Annotated in this window: 21 protein-coding genes and 5 pseudogenes; 13 read left to right on the forward strand and 13 right to left on the reverse strand. The window is 66.3% G+C overall.

Annotated features, from left to right (window positions below; all coding sequences use genetic code 11):
• Nucleotides 1–198: 198 nt before the first annotated feature.
• Both CGU35_RS18625 and CGU35_RS13610 read left to right on the forward strand, forming a co-directional pair.
• Entirely contained in the window at nucleotides 199–414 is a 216-nt protein-coding gene (locus CGU35_RS18625; protein WP_232711325.1) for a helix-turn-helix domain-containing protein, read from the forward strand.
• A pseudogene (locus tag CGU35_RS13610) lies at nucleotides 404–904 on the forward strand (IS5 family transposase); the annotation flags it as partial. The gene CGU35_RS18625 and the pseudogene CGU35_RS13610, both read left to right, overlap by 11 nt.
• Here the strand turns inward: CGU35_RS13610 and CGU35_RS13615 are convergent.
• Nucleotides 900–980, reverse strand: a pseudogene (locus CGU35_RS13615) (Cd(II)/Pb(II)-sensing metalloregulatory transcriptional regulator CmtR); the annotation flags it as partial. The pseudogenes CGU35_RS13610 and CGU35_RS13615 sit on opposite strands and share 5 nt — an antisense overlap.
• 77 nt (nucleotides 981–1,057) lie before the next feature.
• Here CGU35_RS13615 and CGU35_RS13620 point away from each other — a divergent pair.
• The 8 genes from CGU35_RS13620 to CGU35_RS13655 all read left to right on the forward strand — a co-directional run bounded on the left by CGU35_RS13620 (nucleotide 1,058) and on the right by CGU35_RS13655 (nucleotide 8,579).
• Entirely contained in the window at nucleotides 1,058–1,480 is a 423-nt protein-coding gene (locus CGU35_RS13620) for a hypothetical protein (RefSeq protein WP_100812075.1), read from the forward strand.
• 110 nt (nucleotides 1,481–1,590) lie between these two features.
• Nucleotides 1,591–2,232, forward strand: a complete 642-nt coding sequence (locus CGU35_RS13625; protein ID WP_442923061.1) for a TlpA family protein disulfide reductase — start codon at nucleotides 1,591–1,593, stop codon at nucleotides 2,230–2,232.
• Nucleotides 2,229–2,978, forward strand: coding sequence for a cytochrome c biogenesis CcdA family protein (locus CGU35_RS13630; RefSeq protein ID WP_100812077.1), 750 nt, complete (start codon nucleotides 2,229–2,231; stop codon nucleotides 2,976–2,978). Before CGU35_RS13625 ends, CGU35_RS13630 begins: the two co-directional genes overlap by 4 nt.
• Nucleotides 2,959–4,680 (forward strand): cytochrome c biogenesis protein ResB, encoded by a 1,722-nt coding sequence (gene resB / locus CGU35_RS13635; RefSeq protein ID WP_100812078.1) that lies wholly within the window; start codon nucleotides 2,959–2,961, stop codon nucleotides 4,678–4,680. Before CGU35_RS13630 ends, resB begins: the two co-directional genes overlap by 20 nt.
• Nucleotides 4,677–5,333 carry a DsbA family protein gene (locus CGU35_RS13640; protein WP_100812079.1) on the forward strand — a complete coding sequence of 219 codons (657 nt, stop codon included), beginning with the start codon at nucleotides 4,677–4,679 and terminating at the stop codon, nucleotides 5,331–5,333. The genes resB and CGU35_RS13640 overlap by 4 nt, the downstream gene beginning before the upstream one ends.
• Nucleotides 5,305–6,903, forward strand: coding sequence for an apolipoprotein N-acyltransferase (gene lnt, locus CGU35_RS13645; RefSeq protein WP_100812080.1), 1,599 nt, complete (start codon nucleotides 5,305–5,307; stop codon nucleotides 6,901–6,903). Before CGU35_RS13640 ends, lnt begins: the two co-directional genes overlap by 29 nt.
• Complete coding sequence (gene ccsB / locus CGU35_RS13650; RefSeq protein ID WP_100812081.1) at nucleotides 6,896–7,912, forward strand: c-type cytochrome biogenesis protein CcsB; 1,017 nt, start codon at nucleotides 6,896–6,898, stop codon at nucleotides 7,910–7,912. Before lnt ends, ccsB begins: the two co-directional genes overlap by 8 nt.
• A gap of 199 nt (nucleotides 7,913–8,111) precedes the next feature.
• On the forward strand, nucleotides 8,112–8,579 hold the full coding sequence (locus CGU35_RS13655) for a signal peptidase II (protein WP_100812082.1): 468 nt from the start codon (nucleotides 8,112–8,114) through the stop codon (nucleotides 8,577–8,579).
• Between the two features lie 27 nt (nucleotides 8,580–8,606).
• Here CGU35_RS13655 and CGU35_RS13660 read toward each other — a convergent pair whose 3' ends face one another.
• On the reverse strand, nucleotides 8,607–9,197 hold the full coding sequence (locus tag CGU35_RS13660) for a vitamin K epoxide reductase family protein (protein ID WP_232711317.1): 591 nt from the start codon (nucleotides 9,195–9,197) through the stop codon (nucleotides 8,607–8,609).
• A gap of 68 nt (nucleotides 9,198–9,265) precedes the next feature.
• On the opposite strand from CGU35_RS13660, the gene cmtR reads away from it, so the two are divergent.
• Together cmtR and CGU35_RS13670 are read left to right on the forward strand one after the other, a co-directional pair.
• Nucleotides 9,266–9,625 (forward strand): Cd(II)/Pb(II)-sensing metalloregulatory transcriptional regulator CmtR, encoded by a 360-nt coding sequence (gene cmtR / locus CGU35_RS13665; protein WP_100812187.1) that lies wholly within the window; start codon nucleotides 9,266–9,268, stop codon nucleotides 9,623–9,625.
• Nucleotides 9,622–9,942 (forward strand): annotated as a pseudogene (locus CGU35_RS13670) (cadmium resistance transporter); the annotation flags it as partial. The gene cmtR and the pseudogene CGU35_RS13670, both read left to right, overlap by 4 nt.
• A 20-nt stretch (nucleotides 9,943–9,962) precedes the next feature.
• On the opposite strand, the gene CGU35_RS13675 reads toward CGU35_RS13670, so the two are convergent.
• A protein-coding gene (locus CGU35_RS13675) for an IS3 family transposase (protein WP_100809984.1) occupies nucleotides 9,963–11,200 on the reverse strand; the annotation gives its coding sequence in 2 pieces (ribosomal slippage) (nucleotides 9,963–10,915 and nucleotides 10,915–11,200; 1,239 coding nt in all).
• Nucleotides 11,201–11,247: 47 nt separating this feature from the next.
• Here CGU35_RS13675 and CGU35_RS13680 point away from each other — a divergent pair.
• Nucleotides 11,248–11,544: pseudogene (locus tag CGU35_RS13680) on the forward strand (cadmium resistance transporter); the annotation flags it as partial.
• 64 nt (nucleotides 11,545–11,608) lie between these two features.
• Here the strand turns inward: CGU35_RS13680 and CGU35_RS13685 are convergent.
• The 10 genes and pseudogenes from CGU35_RS13685 to CGU35_RS13730 form a co-directional block, all read right to left on the reverse strand.
• Entirely contained in the window at nucleotides 11,609–12,829 is a 1,221-nt protein-coding gene (locus CGU35_RS13685) for a cytochrome P450 (RefSeq protein ID WP_100812083.1), read from the reverse strand.
• Nucleotides 12,830–12,946: 117 nt separating this feature from the next.
• A pseudogene (locus tag CGU35_RS13690) lies at nucleotides 12,947–13,257 on the reverse strand (helix-turn-helix domain-containing protein); the annotation flags it as partial.
• A complete protein-coding gene (locus CGU35_RS13695; protein WP_100812084.1) occupies nucleotides 13,242–14,123 on the reverse strand; it encodes a hypothetical protein in 882 nt (293 codons plus the stop codon). The pseudogene CGU35_RS13690 and the gene CGU35_RS13695, both read right to left, overlap by 16 nt.
• Before the next feature lie 57 nt (nucleotides 14,124–14,180).
• A complete protein-coding gene (locus CGU35_RS13700) occupies nucleotides 14,181–14,774 on the reverse strand; it encodes a DUF305 domain-containing protein (protein WP_100812085.1) in 594 nt (197 codons plus the stop codon).
• Between the two features lie 89 nt (nucleotides 14,775–14,863).
• On the reverse strand, nucleotides 14,864–15,280 hold the full coding sequence (locus CGU35_RS13705; protein ID WP_232711318.1) for a DUF6153 family protein: 417 nt from the start codon (nucleotides 15,278–15,280) through the stop codon (nucleotides 14,864–14,866).
• A gap of 72 nt (nucleotides 15,281–15,352) precedes the next feature.
• Nucleotides 15,353–17,626 (reverse strand): heavy metal translocating P-type ATPase, encoded by a 2,274-nt coding sequence (locus CGU35_RS13710; RefSeq protein WP_100812086.1) that lies wholly within the window; start codon nucleotides 17,624–17,626, stop codon nucleotides 15,353–15,355.
• Nucleotides 17,623–17,949 (reverse strand): heavy-metal-associated domain-containing protein, encoded by a 327-nt coding sequence (locus CGU35_RS13715; RefSeq protein WP_100812087.1) that lies wholly within the window; start codon nucleotides 17,947–17,949, stop codon nucleotides 17,623–17,625. Before CGU35_RS13715 ends, CGU35_RS13710 begins: the two co-directional genes overlap by 4 nt.
• Nucleotides 17,950–17,980: 31 nt before the next feature.
• Complete coding sequence (locus CGU35_RS13720; RefSeq protein ID WP_100812088.1) at nucleotides 17,981–18,262, reverse strand: metal-sensitive transcriptional regulator; 282 nt, start codon at nucleotides 18,260–18,262, stop codon at nucleotides 17,981–17,983.
• A 168-nt stretch (nucleotides 18,263–18,430) separates the two neighbouring features.
• Entirely contained in the window at nucleotides 18,431–19,429 is a 999-nt protein-coding gene (locus CGU35_RS13725) for a hypothetical protein (protein ID WP_100812089.1), read from the reverse strand.
• A 284-nt stretch (nucleotides 19,430–19,713) separates the two neighbouring features.
• Nucleotides 19,714–20,109: an arsenate-mycothiol transferase ArsC gene (locus CGU35_RS13730; protein ID WP_100812090.1), complete on the reverse strand. Its 396-nt coding sequence runs from the start codon at nucleotides 20,107–20,109 to the stop codon at nucleotides 19,714–19,716.
• Between the last annotated feature and the right edge of the window lie 78 nt (nucleotides 20,110–20,187).

A 20,187-nucleotide genomic window follows, 5' to 3' on the forward strand; every position in this document is an offset into this window, starting at 1 on the left:
AACGAGACCGCGCCACCGGAGGTCGCGACCACCCGACTGATCTCTCTGTTCTCCCGCGCCGTCGAGATTGCCCTACCGACGCTGCTCGCCGACGACGGCGCCGTGCCCGAGAGGTTCGTCCTCCCGGTGCGCGGCCGGCTCGCGCAGCCGCCAATCGCTCGCCCCGTGCGCCGCTCGGTCGTCCTGCTGCGCTCGCGCATGACCGAGCCGTGGACGGTCGGCAGGCTCGCCGCGGAGGTGGCCGTCTCCCGCGCCCATCTCACACGCGTTTTCACCCAGCAGGTCGGTGTCGCCCCCATGCGGTTCCTCATCGAGACCCGCCTGACGGAGTTCACGCGACTGATCGAGGAAACCGACCTGCCGATCGCCGATGCATCCCGGCAAGTCGGATGGAACGACGCGCGAGCCGCCTGATCACGCGGTCGGCCGCTCCCGAGGCGGCCTGTCGACGAAGATCCACCAGCTCGTCGACGGCAACGGGCTCCCGCTGGTCGCGCTGCTGACAGCAGGCCAGGCCGGGGACTCGCCGATGTTCCTGCCGCTGATGGGACACCTGCGTGTCGCCCGTCCCGTCGGCCGGCCCCGCACTCGTCCGGACGCGGTCCGGGGTGACAAGGCGTACTCATCCCGCGCGATCCGCGGGCATCTACGCGCCCGCGGGATCAAGGCCGTGATCCCCGAGCCGTCCGACCAGCAAGGCCACCGCAAGCGCCGCGGCTCACGCGGCGGACGCCCCGTCTGCCTCGACGCCGCCGACTACAAGGGCCGCAACGTCATCGAGCGCCGCTACTGCCACATCAAGCAATGGCGAGGACTCGCCACCCGCTACGACAAACTCGCGATCACCTACCGGGCCGCTGTCATCCTCAACGCCGTCATCGCCTGGACCCGGCAATTGTCAGAATACGGGAGCGGGTCGGATCGGCCATCGCGCGGCCGAGACGGTTCATCACATCAACACGAGACGCAATGGTCAGCATGCGCTGACTATACACCTGATAGTGTTTGGTGATCGACTGTTCGATTCCTAATCACCCCGAGCGTAGGACCGTCTGCAATGATCCGCTCCACCCCGGCTGACCGCGCTATCGTTGCGCGCGCCGGTTGGCCGGTAGCGCGGCTGCTCGTAGGGCTGGGAATGGTCGTGGCACTCCTAATGGGGTGCTGGGCGGCGACGCACTCGGAGACTGGAGGCGTCTCGGCCGCGCCGATCGCGGAGTCGATCGACGCTGACTGGCCGGATGCCGTTCTCGCAGGTTTGACAGCGGATGGGTACGCCAGCGAGGCCGGAGATCTCGACGCCGCCCTGTGCCTGCTCGGAGTGGCGTGCATGTTGGCGCTCGTTGTCCTGGCCCGGCGGGCACCGTCCCGCACGTACAGTTTCGAACGTGTCGCCGGGGTGGTACGTGAGCTGTTCCCGGTCCCGCCGTCCCGGGGGCCCGTGCTCACCCTTACCCAGCTGTGCGTTTCCCGAACCTGAATCACGACTCAACCCCCTCGCACCCGTGAGAGCGTGCGGACTCCGGCGCTGCCGGACCGCAAGCCTGTTGAGTCCTGGTATTGGAGTACGTTGTGGTAAACCCGTTCTGGGTGACTTCCGTCACCCGCGCCGTCCCCCCGGATGCCCATCAAAGGACCTGGCGCACGTTCCGCGCGGCCGCCGCAATGCTCGCTGTGACTGCCGTGCTCACGGTCGCAGGGTGCACATCCCAAGATGGGCTTGCCGCAACGGTGAACAACGGCACCGGTTCCACCAGCGTCGACGAGCGCATCGTCGAGATCCCCGAGACGGAGCGCAGCGAAGCGGTGGCGTTCGCCGGCAGTGATGAGCGCGGCAACCCGGTCAGCAACGACGACTTCGCCGGCAAAGTGTACGTCGTGAATTTCTGGTACGCCGCGTGTGGCCCGTGCCGGGTCGAGGCGCCCCTTCTGGAAGAGGTGTGGCAGACCTACCAGCCCGAAGGGGTGGGCTTCATCGGGGTGAACATCTACGACCAACCCGCCACCGCGCTGTCGTTCGCGGAGGACTACGGGATCACCTACCCGAGCGTGATCGACATCGTCGACGGGAAGACCAAGCTCGCCTTCGCCGCGGTCACCCCCATCCAGGCGACCCCGACGACCCTGGTCATGGACCGTCAGGGCAGGGTCGCCGCGCGGATCATCGGGCAATTGCCGGCCGCGTCGATCCTGTCCACCCTCGTCGCGGACGCGCTGGCGGAGAGCGAATGAGCGCCGAAGGGCTCATCTTCGACGGCGCACTGGGGGTGGCCGTACTCATCGCCATGCTCGCGGGCCTGATCTCCTTCGTCTCCCCATGCGTGCTCCCGCTTGTTCCCGGATACTTCGGCTACCTCGGGTCCTCCCTGTCCACCTCCACGGCACAGACCCAGGCCGCCGGCCGTGGACGGCTGCTCGGCGGGGTGGCGTTGTTCGTCGCCGGGTTCACGCTCGTGTTCATGACCGTCACGGTGCTCGGCGGGATGGCGGGACTGTTCTTCCTCGAATATGCGAACATCCTCACCCGGGTGCTCGGGGTGATCATCATCATCATGGGACTGGTGTTCATTGGCGCGTTCCCCCGCGCGCAACGCACACTCCGACCCCGTTTCCGCGGCAACCTGCGCCTGCTCGGCGCACCGCTGCTGGGTATTGCGCTCGGGATCGGCTGGACCCCCTGCATCGGTCCGACGTTGGCGGCGATCATGTCGGTGTCCTGGAATCTCGGCGACCCCGGCCGTGCCGCGCTGCTGGGGCTGGCGTACTCCCTCGGCCTGGGCATTCCGTTCTTCCTGCTCGCGCTCGGACTGGGCTGGGCCACCCGGTCGGTCACCTTCCTCCGTCGTCACATCCGGGTAGTCAACATCATCGGCGGCAGCCTGCTGATCGCCCTCGGCGTGCTGATGGTCACCGGCATCTGGGGCATGTTGATGTCGGTTCTCCAGGGGGTGATGCTCAGTGTCACGCTCCCTCTCTGACCAGGCGTCCACCGACCCCTCCCGCCCCGCCGATCACATCGATCAGGACGAGCCGGACGCCATCACCTCCCCGACGCTGGGACCCGTCGAGTGGCTGCGGTGGGGGTGGCGGCAACTCACCAGCATGCGCACCGCGATCCTGCTGCTGCTCCTGTTGGCCATCGCCTCAGTTCCCGGGTCAATCTTTCCCCAGCGCACCGCCGACCCCAACGGGGTGCTCCAATACTTCCGCACCAATCCCGACCTTGCGCCCATCCTCGACGGGCTCCAAGTGTTCGACCTGTATAACTCCGCCTGGTTCTCCGGCATCTACCTGCTGCTGTTCATCTCGCTGATCGGGTGCATCATTCCCCGCACCCGGCACCACTGGAAAGCTCTTCGTGCCCGGCCACCACGCACCCCGGCACGGCTCAGCCGGCTGAGCGCCCACCTTGTCGTCGACGTCCCGGCAAAGGCCGTGGACCCCGACGCGGACGCGGCGGACACAATCACCACCGCTGCCGCTGATCTGCGTCGACGCGGATACCGTGTCGAGCGGTATGACACCGCCAGGTCTTGGTCGGTGTCGGCCGAGCGTGGGTACATCCGCGAAACCGGCAACCTGATCTTCCACGCCTCCCTCGTGGGGGTGCTGGTCGCCGTGCTCGCCGCCAGCGGGTTCTCCTACACTGGGCAGCGGGTCATCGTCGAGGGAACCACGTTCGTCAACACCCTCAACGACTACTCCTCGTTCACCCCGGGCAGGTTCGTGGACGGCACGCAATTGGACCCGTACTCGCTGACCCTCGACAGCTTCGAGGTCAGCTACGTGCCCCCGGGAGTGCCCGGGGGCGGTCAAGCCGGCGACTTCGCCGCGAACCTCACCATCCGAGACGCCCGCACCGGGACGGAGGACACTGAGAGCGTCCGCGTGAACTATCCCATCACGGTCGGCAATGACCGGGTCTACCTGCTCGGCAACGGCTATGCACCCACCATCACCGTCCGAAACCCCGAGGGCACAGTCGTGTACAGCGAGTCGCAGCCCTTCCTCCCGCAAGACAGCAGTATGACCTCGCTCGGCATCATCAAGGTTCCAGACGGGCTCCCTGAGCAGGTCGGGCTCGTGGGGTTCTTCTACCCCACCCAGGGTGCTCTTGCCACGGGAGCGTTCACCTCGGTGTATCCCGACCTGGTGAACCCAGTCGTCACGTTCAACGTGTTCTCCGGCAGCCTCGGCATCGATGACGGCGTGCCCCGGTCGGTGTACACCCTCGACACCACCGGGATGACCCAACTCACCGGCGGCAGCAGCGGCGCCGAGTCGATCCAGCTCACTCCCGGGCAGACCGCCGACCTACCCAACGGGTGGGGCACCGTCACCTTCGAGGACGCCTCCGGCAGCACGAATCCCCTGGCGGCGGTGAAACGGTTCGCGTCGCTAGACATCAAACGCGACACCGGCGGTCCTTGGGTGCTCGCCTTCGCCACCCTCGCCACCCTCGGTCTAATCACCGGCCTTCTCGTTCCCCGACGCCGCGTGTTCGTCAAAGCATCCGTCACCGGCGACCCGGACGAGCCCACCCTGCGCCTGGAATACGCCGGTCTCGCGCGCGGAGAGGACCCGCAACTGCCCGACGCGATCGCCAGCATCCGCAACGCCCACCTCGCCGCCCGTGAACACCCCAGCTCACAGACATTCAGCCGAAGGAACCCACGATGAAGACCCCCATGAAAGTGACCCTCATTGCGATCGCCGCCGTGGTCGTGCTCGTCATCGGCGCGATCATCTACACGGTCGCCGCCCGCCCTCAACCGCCCGCAGACGACAACGCCGCGGACGCGCTCCCGGGCGCGCGCAGTAACTCTCACGTCCTGGACAGCGCCGGCCCGAACGCGCCGACCCTGGTGGAGTTTCTCGACTTCGAATGCGAGGCATGCGGGGCGCTTTATCCGTACGTGGAACAGGTCCGTGAGCAGTACGACGGTCAGATCAACTATGTGTTCCGGTACTACCCGATTCCCAGCCACTACAACTCGATGAACGCCGCCCTCGCGGTGGAAGCGGCCGCGCAGCAGGACCGGGTGGAGGACATGTACCACCGGATGTTCGAGACACAGGCCGAGTGGGGCGAGCAGCAGGTCTCCGAAGCGGACCTGTTCCGCAGCTTCGCCGAGGAGCTCCGCCTGGATATGGCCGCCTACGATGAGGCGGTCGCGGACCCCGCCACCCGTGAGCGGGTCGAGGAGGACTTCGCCGAAGGGCAGCAGATGGGTGTGCAGGGCACACCCACGTTCTTCCTCGACGGCGAACGACTCGAGCTCACCCAGTTGACCGATCTGACCAATGCTCTCGACCGCGCCCTCGCAGACTGACACGCCGACACCCCTCGTCGCCCCCGCCGCTGCGCGACGAGGGGTGCCGCTGTGGGCGGCGATACTCCTCGCCGCGATCGCCGGCGGACTCCTGGACCTATCCTTCCCCGCCGTGGGGTGGTGGCCGCTCGCGTTCGTGAGCATCATCCTCGCGTTGTGCACGATGATCCGCCGCAGCAGCGGCGGCGCGTTCCTGGTCGGCGCGGCCTTCGGTGCCGCGTTTTACTTCATCCATCTGGTGTGGGTTGGCACCTACCTCGGCCCCGTCCCCTGGGTGGCGTTGGCCGGCTTGGAAGCGGTGCTGTTCGGTGTCGGGGCGATCCCACTCGCCCTCGCCTACCGGTGGACCGACCGCGCCCGCGGACATGTCATCCTCTGGCTTGTCGGTGTGCCGCTGCTGGTGGCGGGGCTGTGGAGCGTACGAGAACTGGTGATGGGGTCCTGGCCCTACTCCGGATTCCCATGGGCGCGGATTGGGATGACCCAAGCGAACGGACCGCTACCAGAGGCGGCATCCTGGGTCGGGGTGACCGGGCTGAGCTTCCTCATTGTCGCCGCCTGCGCGAGCCTCGTGCAGTGGTGGCGAGCCGGTGGACTCCGACGCATGGCAGGCCTCCTGCCTGCCGCGGTGATCGTGACCGCCCTGCTGGTCGTTCCGCAGTTCCCGACCGGCGACGCCGGCCGGCTGGACATCGGCTGGGTACAGGGCAACGGGCCCTCCGGGTACTTCGATGACCGCACCCCCGGGGATGTGCTGGCCGCGCAGACAACAGCGACGGCCCCCCTGCTCGGGGAGGATATGGACCTGCTGGTGTGGCCCGAAGGGGCCGTCGACAGCGACCCCCTCACCGACCCTGCCACCGCCCGCCGCCTCACCGATCTCGCCGCACAGGCTGGCGCACCGCTGCTGGCCAACGCCGCCACCGCACGGGGTAGTGACGTGTTCAACACCTCGATGCTGTGGGACGGGCAGGGCACTCCGCAGCTGCATGACAAGGTCAACCCCGTCCCGTTCGGTGAGTACGTCCCAGACCGCTGGTTCTACGAGCGGATCGTGCCCGACCTCATCGGCTTGATCCAACGCGAGTACACCCCCGGCCAGAACCCGCCGTTCGTCACGGTCGACGGGGTGAAGGTCGGGCTGGCGATCTGCTTCGACGTCATCTACGACTCCGTCATCTGGGACGGCGCCCGCCAGGGCGCCCAGGTCTACGTGTTCCAGACCAACAACGCCGACTTCCGCGGCACTGACGAGAACCTTCAACAGCTCACGTTCGCCCGGATGCGTGCGATCGAGACCGGACGAGCCGTGGTGAACGTCTCCACTGTCGGCACCAGCCAAGTCATCGCCCCGGACGGACAGATCATTGACGGCGCCGGCGTCGACAAAGCGGCCGCGGCGATTACCCGGGTCCCGCTACGCGAAGGACTCACCCCCGCCGTCGTGCTCGGCGGTGCCCTCACCGCCCTGATCGCCCTCGGCGCGATCACCGGTCTCACCATCGCCGGAATCGGACACCGACGCCACCACCACCGACCCCAAACCGCACGAGGAGCAACCGATGCCTGACCCCGAATCCCTGACCCTGGACAGCATCTCCCTGCTGTTGGTGTGGACCGCGATAGCCGTGTACCTGCTCGCGTTCGTCGCCTACGCGGTCGACCTTGCGCAACGCTCAGTACGCCGCGACGAACCTCAGCGGATGCCCGCGCTCGTGACCGCCGGGGGCGGCGCAGACACGCAGAGCGCCAGCGACGAACGCTCCGAGCTGAATGAGGTCCGCACCCGGCCAGGTCAGCGTCAGCGTCTGCTCTGGGCGCGCATCGGCACCGTGCTCACCGGGTTCGCGTTCGTCTTTCATCTCGCCGGCACCATCGGGCGAGGACTCGCCGCAGAACGAGTCCCGTGGGCGAACATGTACGAGTTCGCGCTCACCGGGACACTGCTGATCGTCGCGGTCTATCTGGCCGTGCTTCGCCGATACGACCTCCGCTTCCTGGGCTCGTTCCTCATCGGTATGGTCGCGTTGCTCCTCGGCGGTGCGACCCTCGCGTTCTACGTCGAAGTCACCCCGCTGATGGACCCGCTCAAGAGCGTCTGGCTTGTCATCCACGTCTTCGTCGCCTCCCTCGGCACCGCCCTATTTGCTATTTCCTGCGGCCTTTCCGCCACTCAACTCATGCAAGCCCGACGCGAACGACGGGCGGCGGGCAAGAATGAAACCACGAAGGGCCTCGGTCTGGGATACCTGCGCACGCTGCCGACCGCGGAGGCGCTGGAGTCACTGGCGTACCGGTTCGCGATCGTCGGGTTCATCTTCTGGACCTTCACCCTGATCGCCGGCTCAATCTGGGCCAACGATTCCTGGGGACGATACTGGGGCTTTGACACCAAGGAAGTGTGGACTTTTGTGATCTGGGTGCTGTACGCCGGCTATATCCACGCTCGCGCGACCCGCGGCTGGCGCGGCACCCGCTCCGCGTGGCTATCGATCATCGGCTTCACTGCCGTCCTGTTCAACTTCACCATCGTCAACATGTTCTTCAAGGGCCTGCACGCCTACTCCGGCCTCAGCTGATGACCAACGCCGCTCCACTATCAAGGACTCATTCCTCAGTGCCCACACCATTGCTCGATCCCGATTGGTCTCCACGTCCGCCGTCGGCGACGCACGCCCGCCCTCGTGACGGCGTGTCCTCGGTCTCCGACGTGCGGAGCGCACGGTGAGGGGCGGTCGAAGTTTCAGACTGGCCGTCGCGTGCCTGGTCGCACTCGCCATGGCTGTCGTGGACCAGGGCACGAAGGCTATCACGCTCGCACAGCTGAGCGAGCAAGAACGCATTCCGCTGATCGGCGACCTGCTAGGGCTGCAGCTCGCATTCAACCCCGGCACCGTCATGTCTCTCGGCTCGAGCAGCACCTGGGTGTTCACGGTGATCGGAATCGTGGCAGTGATCGCGTTGTTCTACGCCGCCTGGCGGGCGCCATCCACGATGTGGGCGGTCGCCATCGGATTCGTCTGGGGTGGAGCGATCGGCAACCTCATCGACCGCCTCTTCGCGCCTCCAGGGTTCGGCCGCGGACACGTCACCGACTTCCTCGCCTACGGCAACCTCTTCATCGGAAACATCGCCGACATCGCCATCGGGGTCGGCGTCGGACTCGGTATCCTCCAAATGCTCCGCAGCCACCGATCGCAGCCGCGCAGCGAACACCCGGCGGCGACTCCCACCCACGAGAAGTAATTTCGGCCCGAATATGGATCATTCGCGCTAGATGATGCTCGCCAGGACATTCAGGCGGAGCTGAGCGAGCACCGCGACAACCAGGTAAGCAGCGACCGTCGCGAGCGTCATCCACGGCCACAACACCGCACCGACTCGTCTTACTCTGCGACCGAAGACGCCCTCACGCAGGTTCCGAGCTGTCACGAAGAAGAACAGGGGGAGCGTGGTCAGCCACACCACAAGACACCAAGGACAGAGGGTCCCCAGCACATAGATGCTCTGCCCGATCAGCCAGACCACGAACGCAAACGCACCCGCGACACCGATGTTGAACAGCATCCAGAACCAGCGCGCGAAGTGCGGGACCGCCCACACCGCGACGCCGACACACACCACGAGCGCGAACCCGACCAGTCCGAGGAAAGGATTGGGAACCCCGAAGGCGGATCCCTGAGCGCTGTCGAGGTTCGCGGAGCATTGCACCAATACGGAGAAGTCGCAGCTGAGGCCCGCGTCGGGGTTGGTCAGCTTTTCGATCTTCTCGACGGACAGCGCCATCGCTGCCGTCAATCCGATGACGCCAGACAGTATGAGGAACAAGCCGAAGAAGAATTCACGGCGCACGAACTGTGACAACTTTCACCCATCGCGAGATTTGTATGGAACGGTTAGCAATCGTACAGTGAACCGTGTATGTTCATCGCGTGCTGACTATAACCGATCGTCTGGACGTGATGAACCGACTCGGCCGAGCAATGGCCGACCCGACACGCTCACGCATTCTCATGACCCTGCTTGACGGCCCGATCTATCCTGCGGCACTCGCCCGCGAGCTGGACCTCAGCCCGTCCAACGTCTCCAACCACCTGACCTGCCTCCGTGACTGCGGCATCGTTGTCGCCGAACCCGAGGGACGCCGAACTCGGTACGAGGTCGCAGATCCCCGTCTCACCCGGGCGCTTACCGCTCTGCTGGACACGACCTTGGCCGTGGACCATGCAGCCGGGTGCATCGATCCCTCCTGCGCGGCCCCGGAATGCTGCACGGCGGAGGCGACCGCATGATCTTCCTCTCCATCCTGCAAGCGATCGGCCTGTTCCTTGTCACGAACATCGACGACATCATCGTGCTCTCGCTGTTCTTCGCCCGCGGCGCGGGACAACGGGGCACGACCGCTCGAATCCTGGTCGGGCAGTATCTGGGCTTCGCAGGCATTCTCGGCGCGGCCGTACTCGTAGCTCTCGGCGCCGGAGCATTCCTGCCTCCCGAAGTCATCCCCTACTTCGGCCTGATCCCGTTGGGATTGGGTCTATGGGCGGCCTGGCAGGCATGGCGTCGACGTCACGACGATGACGATGACGATGACGATGAGGGCAAGATGAATCGGCCTGACTTTCGTTCCTATCGGGAGCCTTGTCCAGCAGGTGCCGGATTGGCTGATTCCAGGTCAGCGTAGTACGCGTCTTCGACCTCGATCGGGGTGCGCATGTCGAGCTCGCCGTGGAGGCGCTGATTGTTCCACCACCACACGTACTCAAGGGTTGCTAGCTCGACCTGCTCGACGGTTCGCCAGGGGCCGCGCTGACGGATCAGCTCGGTCTTGTAGAGACCGTTGACCGCCTCCGCGAGGGCGTTGTCGAACGAGTCGCCGACGGTCCCGGTGGAGGGTTTCGCGCCGAGTTCCTCGATCCGATCGGTGTAGACCACGGCGAGGTAGTTCGATCCGTGATCGGCGTGATGAACCAGGCCGTCGAGGCGTCCGCCGGCGTCCCAGGCGGCCATATCGAGCGCCCGTAGTGGCAGGATGTCGGACTTGAGCGTGGCTGCGACGTTCCAGCCCACGATGCGACGCGAATAGACATCGGTGACGAACGCGACATACGCGAACCCGGACCATGTTGCGACGTATGTCACGTCAGCGACCCAGAGGCGGCGCGGGCCGGGGGCAGTGAACCGGCGTTGCACGAGATCCTTCGGCTTCTCCGCTGCCGGGTCGGACTTCGTCGTGAACATCCGCTTGGACCGCTTCACGCCCTCCACCCCGGCGAGCCGCATGAGCCGTTCGGTCTGATCGCGACCGATCTCCCACCCTTGCCGCCGCATGAGTGCGTGCATCTTCCGGCGTCCGTAGACGCCGTAGTTCTCCGCATGTAGGCGAGCGACCTCCGGCACCAGCAGGTCGTCGCGCAGCTGCCTCGCTGACGCCGCACGGCTGACAGCGGCGCGGTAGCCGCGCGCGGTGAGGAAGCCCTGGACTGCCGGTTTGAGGACCCGGCAGATGAGCTCGACCCCGAAACGATCCCTGTGTTCATCGATGAACCGGACCATCTCGGTCAGGGGCGGTCGAGCTCCTTCGCGAAAAACACGCTCGCAGCCTTGAGGATCTCGTTGGCCTTGCGCAGTTCGGCGTTCTCCTTCTGCAGCCGCTTGATCTCCACCGCCGCGTCCGTCGTCAGCCCGGGCTTGACACCGGCGTCGACCTCGGCCCGGCGCTGCCACAGTCGCAACGTCTCCGGGCTCATCCCCAGCAGCCCAGCCACATGCCTAACCGCGCTCATCATCGTCGGGTGCGACGGCCGCGTCTCCGCGAGCATCCGCAACGCCCGCTCACGCATCTCCGGCGAATACTTCCTGTTCATCGTGTTCCATCCTTGCTTGAAGAACGGAACGAAAGTCAGGCCGATTCAAGATCGAGGGTAAAAAGGTCGCGGTCTGGGCCGTAGCGGGTGTCACCTTCGCAAACGGTGGGGACAACATCGGGGTCTACGTGCCGGTCTTCCTGAGTGTCGGACCCGCCGCCGTGGTCGCCTACTGTGTTGTGTTCCTCGCGCTCGTCGCGGTCCTCGTGATGGTTGCCAAGTTCATCGCTACCCGACGTCCGATCGCAGAAATCCTGGAACGATGGGAGCACATCCTGTTCCCGATCGTTCTGATCGGCCTTGGTGTCTTCATCCTGATCAGTGGCGGGGCATTCGGACTCTGAGCACCAAAAAGAAGCAGGCTGAGCCGGGACCTACGTTCCGATCATTAGCGTTCACGCGCAGTGGTTAGGCGGGAATGAGCACAAACCCGTCCTCGGGTTGCGCCGGGAATCGCCGCAGGTCGACTCGAAAGTCCTGGCCCGGGACTGCGTACTGCGCAGTGGCCAGCCGTCCCACAGCGGAAGCGAGGAGGTCCACCGTCGCCGGTTCGCCCGGGCAACGGTGGCCGTCCTCGTAAAAGCCACCGCCTTGCGGCACAAGCGCGTTGTGATGCGGCTCACTCGACATGAACCGGGTGGGATCAAAGGTGCACGGATCTGACCAGAGCTGAGGATCACGATTGGTGGCGAAAAGATCAAGGATCACCCAATCGCCGCGCGTAAAACGGACACCGTCCCATTCCATATCGCGCGCGGCGGTCCCGCCGACCACGGGGAAAAACGGCGTAGTGCGGCGCACTTCCTGAGCGAAGGCGAGACGGGTCTCCTCGTCCTCGGCGACACGCGAACGCCATTCGGGATGAAGATGCAACGCGAGAGCCGCGAACACGATGAAGCGCGCAATCGCAACGGTGGGTCGAAGCAGGTTCAGGAATTCCACGGCTGCCGTACGCTCGTCGAGCGACTGACCATCTGCGGCCCGATGACCTGCCACTCTGGCCGCGATGGTCTCTGGCGGCGCGTCGCGGAGCACCTGTCGCGCCCATGCTTCCGTACGCAATCGGAGCGCCCGTCCTCGCAGGTTTCGTGGCCCGAAGGAGCCTGCACCATCGATCATCCCTGCAAACTCGGACGCTCTTCGATCAAGGTCGCCGTCGCTGAGCGGAATTCCCGCCCAAGTGCACACCCCAGCGGTCAGAGCGCGCCCAGCCAACTTCAGCAGAGATACGCGGTTTCCGGACGCCGCGGCCCATTCCTTCTGCCACGCCTCCGTGACATGGCGATCCAGATCGATGCGAGCCGACGCATCGAGCACGTCAATGAAAAGTGCCTTACGATTCCGGTGCTCATCCCCGGCGAGGGTCTGCACGCTTCCCTCATCCTGCAACGAGTGCTTCACCGAGCGAGGCATCGCCCGATCCCGAGTAAATCGGTCACCCTCGTAGAAGAAGCGCACCCAGCCGCTGCCGCGGGCGAAAGTCACACGTCGCCCCATCAGGCGAGTCGTGAACGCATCGCGTCCCACCGCATCGAACCCGTGCTGCCCGAACGCGTACCCGCGCACGAGGAACTCGAGCGTTCGATCGACGGGAAGAACGGGAAGCGCAGATCTCCTGTCCTTGGGCATGCTCTGACGGTATTCACGAAGTTGTTCACGCGGCAAGGGACTTGACCTCCGCATTGCACAGGTGGGTGGAGTTCGTCGCTCTGCGGCGGTGTTCTGTGATCGCTCCGTGTCGCAGCCCTAGTCGGTGAGCGCGCGAGATCTCCGGTAGAACGTGGCTCGCGACATGCCGAGGTCGCGGGCGACTTGAGCTGCTGGTTCACCACCCTCAACGAGACGGATGGCGTTTCGGATCTGGCTGTCGGTGACTCGGCGCGGGCGCCCGCCGAGATCTTGCCGGCCTCTCGACGCTTGCTGATCGAATCGACGATCCGCTCACGTTTGATGTCGTGTTCCATCTGCGCCAGCGCTGCCATGATAGTGAGCAGCATCGATCCGACGGGAGTTGATGTGTCGACATCACCGCCGCCAAGGTTCATTGCGAAGCGTCCGTCCTGATGACATTGCGCCAGGTGTTTCCGGCGTCAGTGGTGACACGCACGCCACCCTCGTCCGCGATCGCAACAGCGCCGTCGAGGCTGGCTGCGATCGCTGAGGCGGCTCCGGTGGCGTTCCCGGCGGTCTCCCACACTGCACCCTCGATGCTGCTGCCGGTCCAGATCGTGCCGTCCGCATCGACCCCGATGATGCCCTCCTCCACAGTGGGGTCGGCGGTGATGACCAGGAGGGCAGGGGCGTTGGCGAGGGGTGTGAAGGTGATGCCGCCGTCGCGGCTGATCGTCAGACCGTCCGGTGTGGTGGCGGTGACCAGATCGGCCTTCACCGTGTCGATGCTGATGTCTCGCGCGATCAGCGGGCTAATGTCCGTCCAGGTCTGTCCGGCATCGCTGCTTGCGGCTAGGACAGCCCGGTCGGACGGGAGTCCGAGGAGAAAGTCGGGGGCCGCGGGGGTGGCGGCGAGCATGTGGAAGTCCGTGATCCCCGCGAGGGACACTTGCTCCCAGCCTGTCTCGGTATGTCGGACGAGGCCGATGTTCGGTGCGGTGAATGTGTCGTCCTGGTTGTCGGGGGCGGGGTGGCCGGAGGCGAGGAGGGTGTCCGCTTGGACGGTGAGGCCCATCGCGTCGAAGCTCGTCCCGCCGACCAGTGATACCTCGTCAGTAGTGAGGTCGATCCGGTACGCACCGGTATGGGCACCGACCAGGAGGGCGCTGTCCTGGTCGAAAGCGACGTCGTGGACGTGCGGGATGAGTTTGAGGTCGGGTTCACCATCGGGGGCCGCATTGCATGCGGCGGCGGTGAAGGTGAGCAATGTGGCGAGGCCGATGGCGGCGAGGGTGCGTGCAGGTTTCTTCATAATGGTGGTCTCCCTAGGTCGAGGTGGGCTGTGTCGGGTGTGGCCGGCGCCTGACGGTCAGAAGGTCGCGAGAATGTCCTCCATCGTGTCGATCTCGGTGGTCTGCGAGGCGATGATGGCTTCGGCGATGGCGATTACGTCGGTGTTCTGCCCGTTGTCGACCTCGGTCTGGGCCATCTTGATCGCGCCTTCATGGTGGACGATCATCTGCTCCAGGAAGAGGCGGGATGCCTCCGCCCCGGTGGCGACTTCGAGGGCTTGCATGTCGGTGTCCGACATCATCCCTCCGTGGTCCATTCCGTCCATGTCACCCATCGGGGTGTCCCAGTCATCGAGCCAGGATTCCATCAGCTCGATCTCCGGGCCCTGGGCAGCCTTGATCTGTTCGGCCAGGGTGACGACCTGCCCGTCGATGCCGTCCTTGCCAAGGATCATGTCGGCCATTTCGACGGCCTGTTCGTGGTGCGGGATCATCATCATCGTGAACTGCATGTCCGCGTCGTTCACATCGGCCGCGGGGGCTACGGATGCCGATGAGCCCATTCCGGACATGTTGTCCGTCCCGCCGCTGCCGGTGGTGCCGGCGCAGCCGGCGAGGGCGAGCAGGGCGGTCAGGGTGATCGCGGCGGTCGCCGCGGCACGGTTCTTCATTGGTTCTCCTCAGTCGTCTGTGTGGCGCGCACGATCGGTGTGATCGCGCGTGAGAGCTCGGCTGCCCCTGACGGGTCAGCGAGCTGTCATCACGTACGACTGATGCAGAGAACGAGAAGAGAGGGTGGGCGGGACAGCGCGGCCCGGCCGGTGACCACGAGGGGTCCGGCCCGGCCGAACACGACACCCCAGCTGACGCCGGCGCGGGGCAGGAGGAACAGCAGCGATACGACCAGGAGGGCAAGGACGCACGCCATGGCGAGCATGGCTTCATGCCCCCCGCAGTCCAGGCAGCCGTCGTCGGTGGGTGGCGCGTCGTGGCCGTGGGCGGCGCTGGCTTCCTGTACGGACACGGCGGTGGCAGGCTCCGCGTGCGCGGTCGGGGCGGTCAGCGCGTGCATGGCGAGCAGCCCGACGATGAGAGCGGCGGTGAGGGCGATGACCAGCAGCACAGAACGGCCCAGCCCGGACGGGCTGCGGCGCAAGTGCTGCGCGAGAGCGATCATCGAGATCTCACCTCCTCCCCTTCAGGGTAATCGTCACTGGTCGCCGGCGTTGAACCGCCCGGCCATCAGGTCTCAGGCGGGCTGCGGGACCCGCGTCGCGGGTGCGGTGGACACCGTCGGCGCCGGCGCTGGGCGGAATCGTCGCAGGCGGAGGCTGTTGGTCACGACGAACACGGATGACAGGGCCATCGCTGCGGCGGCGACCAGGGGGTTGAGCAGGCCGAGCATTGCGATCGGGATCGCGGCGATGTTGTAGGCGAACGCCCAGAACAGGTTGCCCTTGATGGTGCCCAGGGTCCGGTGCGACAGCCGGATCGCATCCGCGACGACCAGGAGGTCGCCGGAGGCGATGGTCACGTCACTGGCGGCGATGGCGGCGTCCGTCCCGCCCCCCATCGCGATGCCGAGGTCGGCCGCGGCGAGGGCTGCGGCATCGTTCACACCGTCACCGACCATCGCCACGACACGCCCCGAGGATTGCAGTTGCCGGATGGTGTCGAGCTTTCTGGCGGGGGTGACCCCAGCCCGAACCTCGTCGATCCCGACCAGACCTGCAATGTGTTCGGCGGCGCCGGCGTTGTCGCCGGTGAGCAGCACGGGACGCAGGCCCAGGGCGCGGAATCGGGTGATCGCGCCCGCACTGGTCGGCTTGACGGTGTCGGAGACCGCGACGATACCGAGGAATTCCCCGTCGCGGGCGACCGCGATCACCGTGCCCCCGGCAGCCTCCAGCACCTCCGCCTCACCGCGGAAACGGATCGGCAGATGAACGGACCACTGGTCCTCAACCCACTGCGGGCGTCCAGCCACGACCAGCGACCCGTCGAGCACAGCCTGGACGCCGAAACCGGCGTGCGACGCGAACGTCTCCGCCACCGGCGCCGCGCCATCATGAGCGGTCACGATGGCCCGCGCCACGGGGTGTTCGGATCCCCACTCCGCACCAGCGGCGATCCGCAGCAGCTCCTGGTCGGTGACGCCGGGCGCCGCCGAGACGGTGGTCACGGTCATCGCGCCCTGCGTGACGGTGCCGGTCTTGTCCAGCACGATCGTGTCGACCTCACGCGTCTGCTCGAGCACCTGCGGGCCACGAATGAGGATGCCCAGCTGTGACCCGCGTCCGGTGCCGACCAGCAGCGCGGTCGGCGTGGCCAGACCCAACGCGCACGGGCAAGCGATGATCAGCGTCGCCACCGCAGCAGTGAAGGCGACCTCGACGGAGCCACCGACCAGCATCCAGCCGACGAACGCGACGATCGCCGGGAGAATCACGACCGGAACGAACACCGCGGAGACCCGGTCGGCGAGACGCTGCACGCGCGCCTTGCCGGTCTGGGCTTCGTCCATCAGCCGCTGCATCCGCGCCAGCTCGGTGTCCGCCCCGACCCTGGTGATCTCGACGATGAGGCGTCCGCCCACGTTCACGGTGGCGCCCACGACCCGGGATCCGACGGTGACCTCGACCGGAACGGACTCGCCGGTGAGCATGCTCGCGTCGATCGCCGAGGCGCCGTCGACGACGAGCCCGTCCGAGGGGATCTTCTCGCCGGGGCGCACCAGCACCCGGTCCCCGACGGCAAGCTGCGCTACCGGGACCCGCTGCTCCACCCCGCCGACGAGGCGCGTGGCGTCCTTGGCACCGAGCTCGAGCAGGGCGCGCAACGCCTCGGAGGAGGACTTCTTCGCCCGGGCCTCGGCGTACCGGCCGGCCAGGATGAACACCGTGACGAGGGCGGCCACTTCCAGGTAGATCTCCCCGCTTCCCGCTTCCGGGCTGCCGAACAGGGTGAAGGTCATGTGCATGCCCGGCATCCCCGCCATCCCGAAGAACAGTGCGTACAGCGACCACCCGAATGCGGCGATCACCCCCACGCTGATCAGCGTGTCCATGGTCGCGGCGCCGTGGCGGGCATTCACGAACGCTGCACGGTGGAACGGCCAGGCGCCCCAGACCGCGACCGGTGCAGTCAGGGTCAGCGCGAGCCACTGCCAGTTCGTGAACTGCAGCACCGGGATCATCGACATCAGCGCGACCGGCACGGCCAGGGCCGTGCTGATCAGCAGCCGGCGTCGTAGGGACACCAGCTCGACGTCGTCGGCAGGTACTGCGGCCGAAGTGGGCTCATCGATGACCGGTGCGGGAAGCGCCGCGGAGTAGCCGGCGGATTCGACCGCCGCGATCAGCTGCGCCGTCTCCACCCCGTCGGCGTGCACGCGCGCCTTCTCGGTCGCGTAATTGACCGTCGCCTCTACACCCGGGATCTTGTTGAGCTTCCGCTCGATCCGGGTCGCGCAGGATGCGCAGGTCATCCCCGAGATATCGAGGTCCACATCGACGGTGCTCATGCGGGTGTGCCGGCGAGGGCGTACCCCGCCTGCTCCACCGCGGCCCGCACGCGTGGGGCATCGATCGGCGCGGCGCTGTGGATCGTGACGCGCGACGTTCCGCCGGCCTTCAGGTCGACCGAGACGTTGTCGACACCGTCGATCGCGGAGATCTCCTCGGTCACGCTCATCACGCAGTGCGAGCAGGTCATCCCTTCAACCAGCACCTCTTCCGCAACTGTGGATGTGGCGGGCTGCGTGTCAGAGACGGATGCCGTGGCGCAGCAGCTGCATCCGGCGGAGGAGTCGGTCAGGCCCAGGTCGGTGCGCTCGTTCGTGGTCATGATGTGTGTCCTTTCGGTTCAGGGGTAGGGGTCAGGAGCGGACAAGGCGAGCGATCGCCTCGTTCGCTTCTCGGATCTTCTCTTCGGCTACCGGACCGCTTTCAGCTGCAGCCTCGGCGACGCAGTGGGACAGATGATCCGCCAGCAGCGACAACGCGACCGTCTCCAGCGCGCTCGTCGCTGCCGACACCTGGGTGAGGATGTCGATGCAGTACTTGTCGTTCTCGACCATCCGTGCGATTCCACGCACCTGACCCTCCGCGCGGCTCAGCCGCTTGAGCAGATCATCCTTATTCCCCGCGTATCCGTTCACAGCACGATACTATACCCCCCTACGGTATGGGCTGGCGGGCGACGGGACATAGGCCGGGGCGGGAGACGGTCATGAGCAGCATGGGTGAGCGATGAGGCTTTAACTACGCATCGGGAGACTCTCAAGCGTCTTCAGAAGTTTCGATGAAAGGCGGCCTCCGCCGCACGACTAGTAGACGGCGCGTTCCCAGAAGATGAACTCGCGGTCGTCGTCGGTGATGCCGTAGTGGATGCCGACAGTGCCCAGCCAGGTTGATGCGAGCCTGCAGAGGCTGACGAGAATCGACTGAAGTTCGACGACCGTCATGGGTTCATCGACGGGTCGCAGGCGGTTAAAGGTGAGGCTCCAGGCGTCCCACGAGTCCTCGACGTAGTCGTCCCAGCCCGCTGGCCACGGGTCGGGGCGGTGGGGCCGGCCGTGTTCGTCGAGACCGAGTTCGGCTGAGAGGTAGGCGATCACGCGGATCAGCCCGTTTGCGGCCGTCATCGTGCGGAAGAGGGCGTGGCCGATGTCGTCCTGCCATGTGCGTTTCGACTCGTTGAGTTCGTCGCGGAGGTGCGCGATCGCCTCGGCAAGGTGGTCGACGTGCAGGAATGGTGAAGGCGCGTGCACGGCGGTGTATCGCTCGATGCGGTGATCGTCGATGTGCGCAGCAAGGTGTTTGCGCCAGACCGCCTGGGTGGGGGCGAGTCCCTGCGGGTCATTGAAGGCATCGGTATCTTCGCCGCGGATGCGCAGCGCGGCGTGGCCCGCTTCGTGGCGTGAGAGATGTTCGCCGGCGGTCATGATGTGTTGCACGAACTCCTCGACGCTGTCGAGCTCGTCGCGGGTTTCGACGAGGGCGAGTCCGGAGATCACGATGTCGAAGGTGCCGTCCTCGTGCGGGAGGGTGATCGCGCCGACGTGTCCGGCTCCGCGGTCTGTTGTGTAGGGGTCATCTTCGCCGCGTTTGGTGAATTCGTTGACGGTCTGAACCATGTCGCCGCTGATCGTGAGCCGCCAGAGCGACGAGTCCGGGACCAGCTTGAGGATGCCCGCGACCAGGACCTGCGCCAGCCCGAACTCTTGCAGGAGCCGGGTCAGCGCGCCACGGGCTTCTGCCTCGTCCTCGCCATCGAAGTGGGCGAATGAGATCATAATCGGATTCGCGACCTGCTCGTCGGTCATGGGCTGACCCTAGTTGGCGCCTCGGACTTCACTCCGGCTGCTGCGACTGGCAGGAGGCGCTGCGTTCGCGTCCGGGTAGCATCTGCCCTATGGAGCCGGACCGCGGGGCGTCTGATGTTGCGGTGGCCGGGGTGCATTGTTCGTGCTGCAGACGCGGTTACGCGCGGAGCAAGCTGCACGCGTTGGGCGATTCGGGCGCGTACATTTGTCGTCGATGCGGGCTTTACGTGGCGTTGCGGTTGCGAACGGACCCGCAGTAGCGCCCGGCGCCGTCGGTGTGGGTCTCACGCATCCAGTGCCAGTGCGCGAACCTGCTCGAGTACGCGATCACGGCGGTCCCCGACCCCGTCGATGCCCCAGCTGTTCGGGTAGAGAAACTCCCATTCGACGAGCCGTCCTGTGACCGGTCCGGGCAGGGCGAGTCCGGGTTTCATGGTGACGGCGATGTCCGCCGCGGCCAGGTCTGCGGCGGTGACGGGACGTGGGACGGCTGCGCTCGTGGCGATGCCCAGCTCGTTCAGGGCCTCGGCGATCACGGGGTTGATGTGTTCCGCGGGTGCGATGCCGCCGCTGGTCGCGTTCGCCCGCCCCGGAGCGATGTGCTCGAGGAGGTGCGCGCCGAGTTGGGATCGGCCCGCGTTGTGCTGGCAGATGAACAGCACGGTGGGTGGGGCGCTCACGCGAAAACTCCTGCAGGGGCGTAGGTGCGGGACCAGGCCTGGGTGGCGACCTGGACGGCATCCCACGAGGATCCGAGC

The sequence above is a fragment of the Microbacterium sp. BR1 genome, assembly GCF_002812725.1.
Classification (GTDB): Bacteria; Actinomycetota; Actinomycetes; order Actinomycetales; family Microbacteriaceae; genus Microbacterium.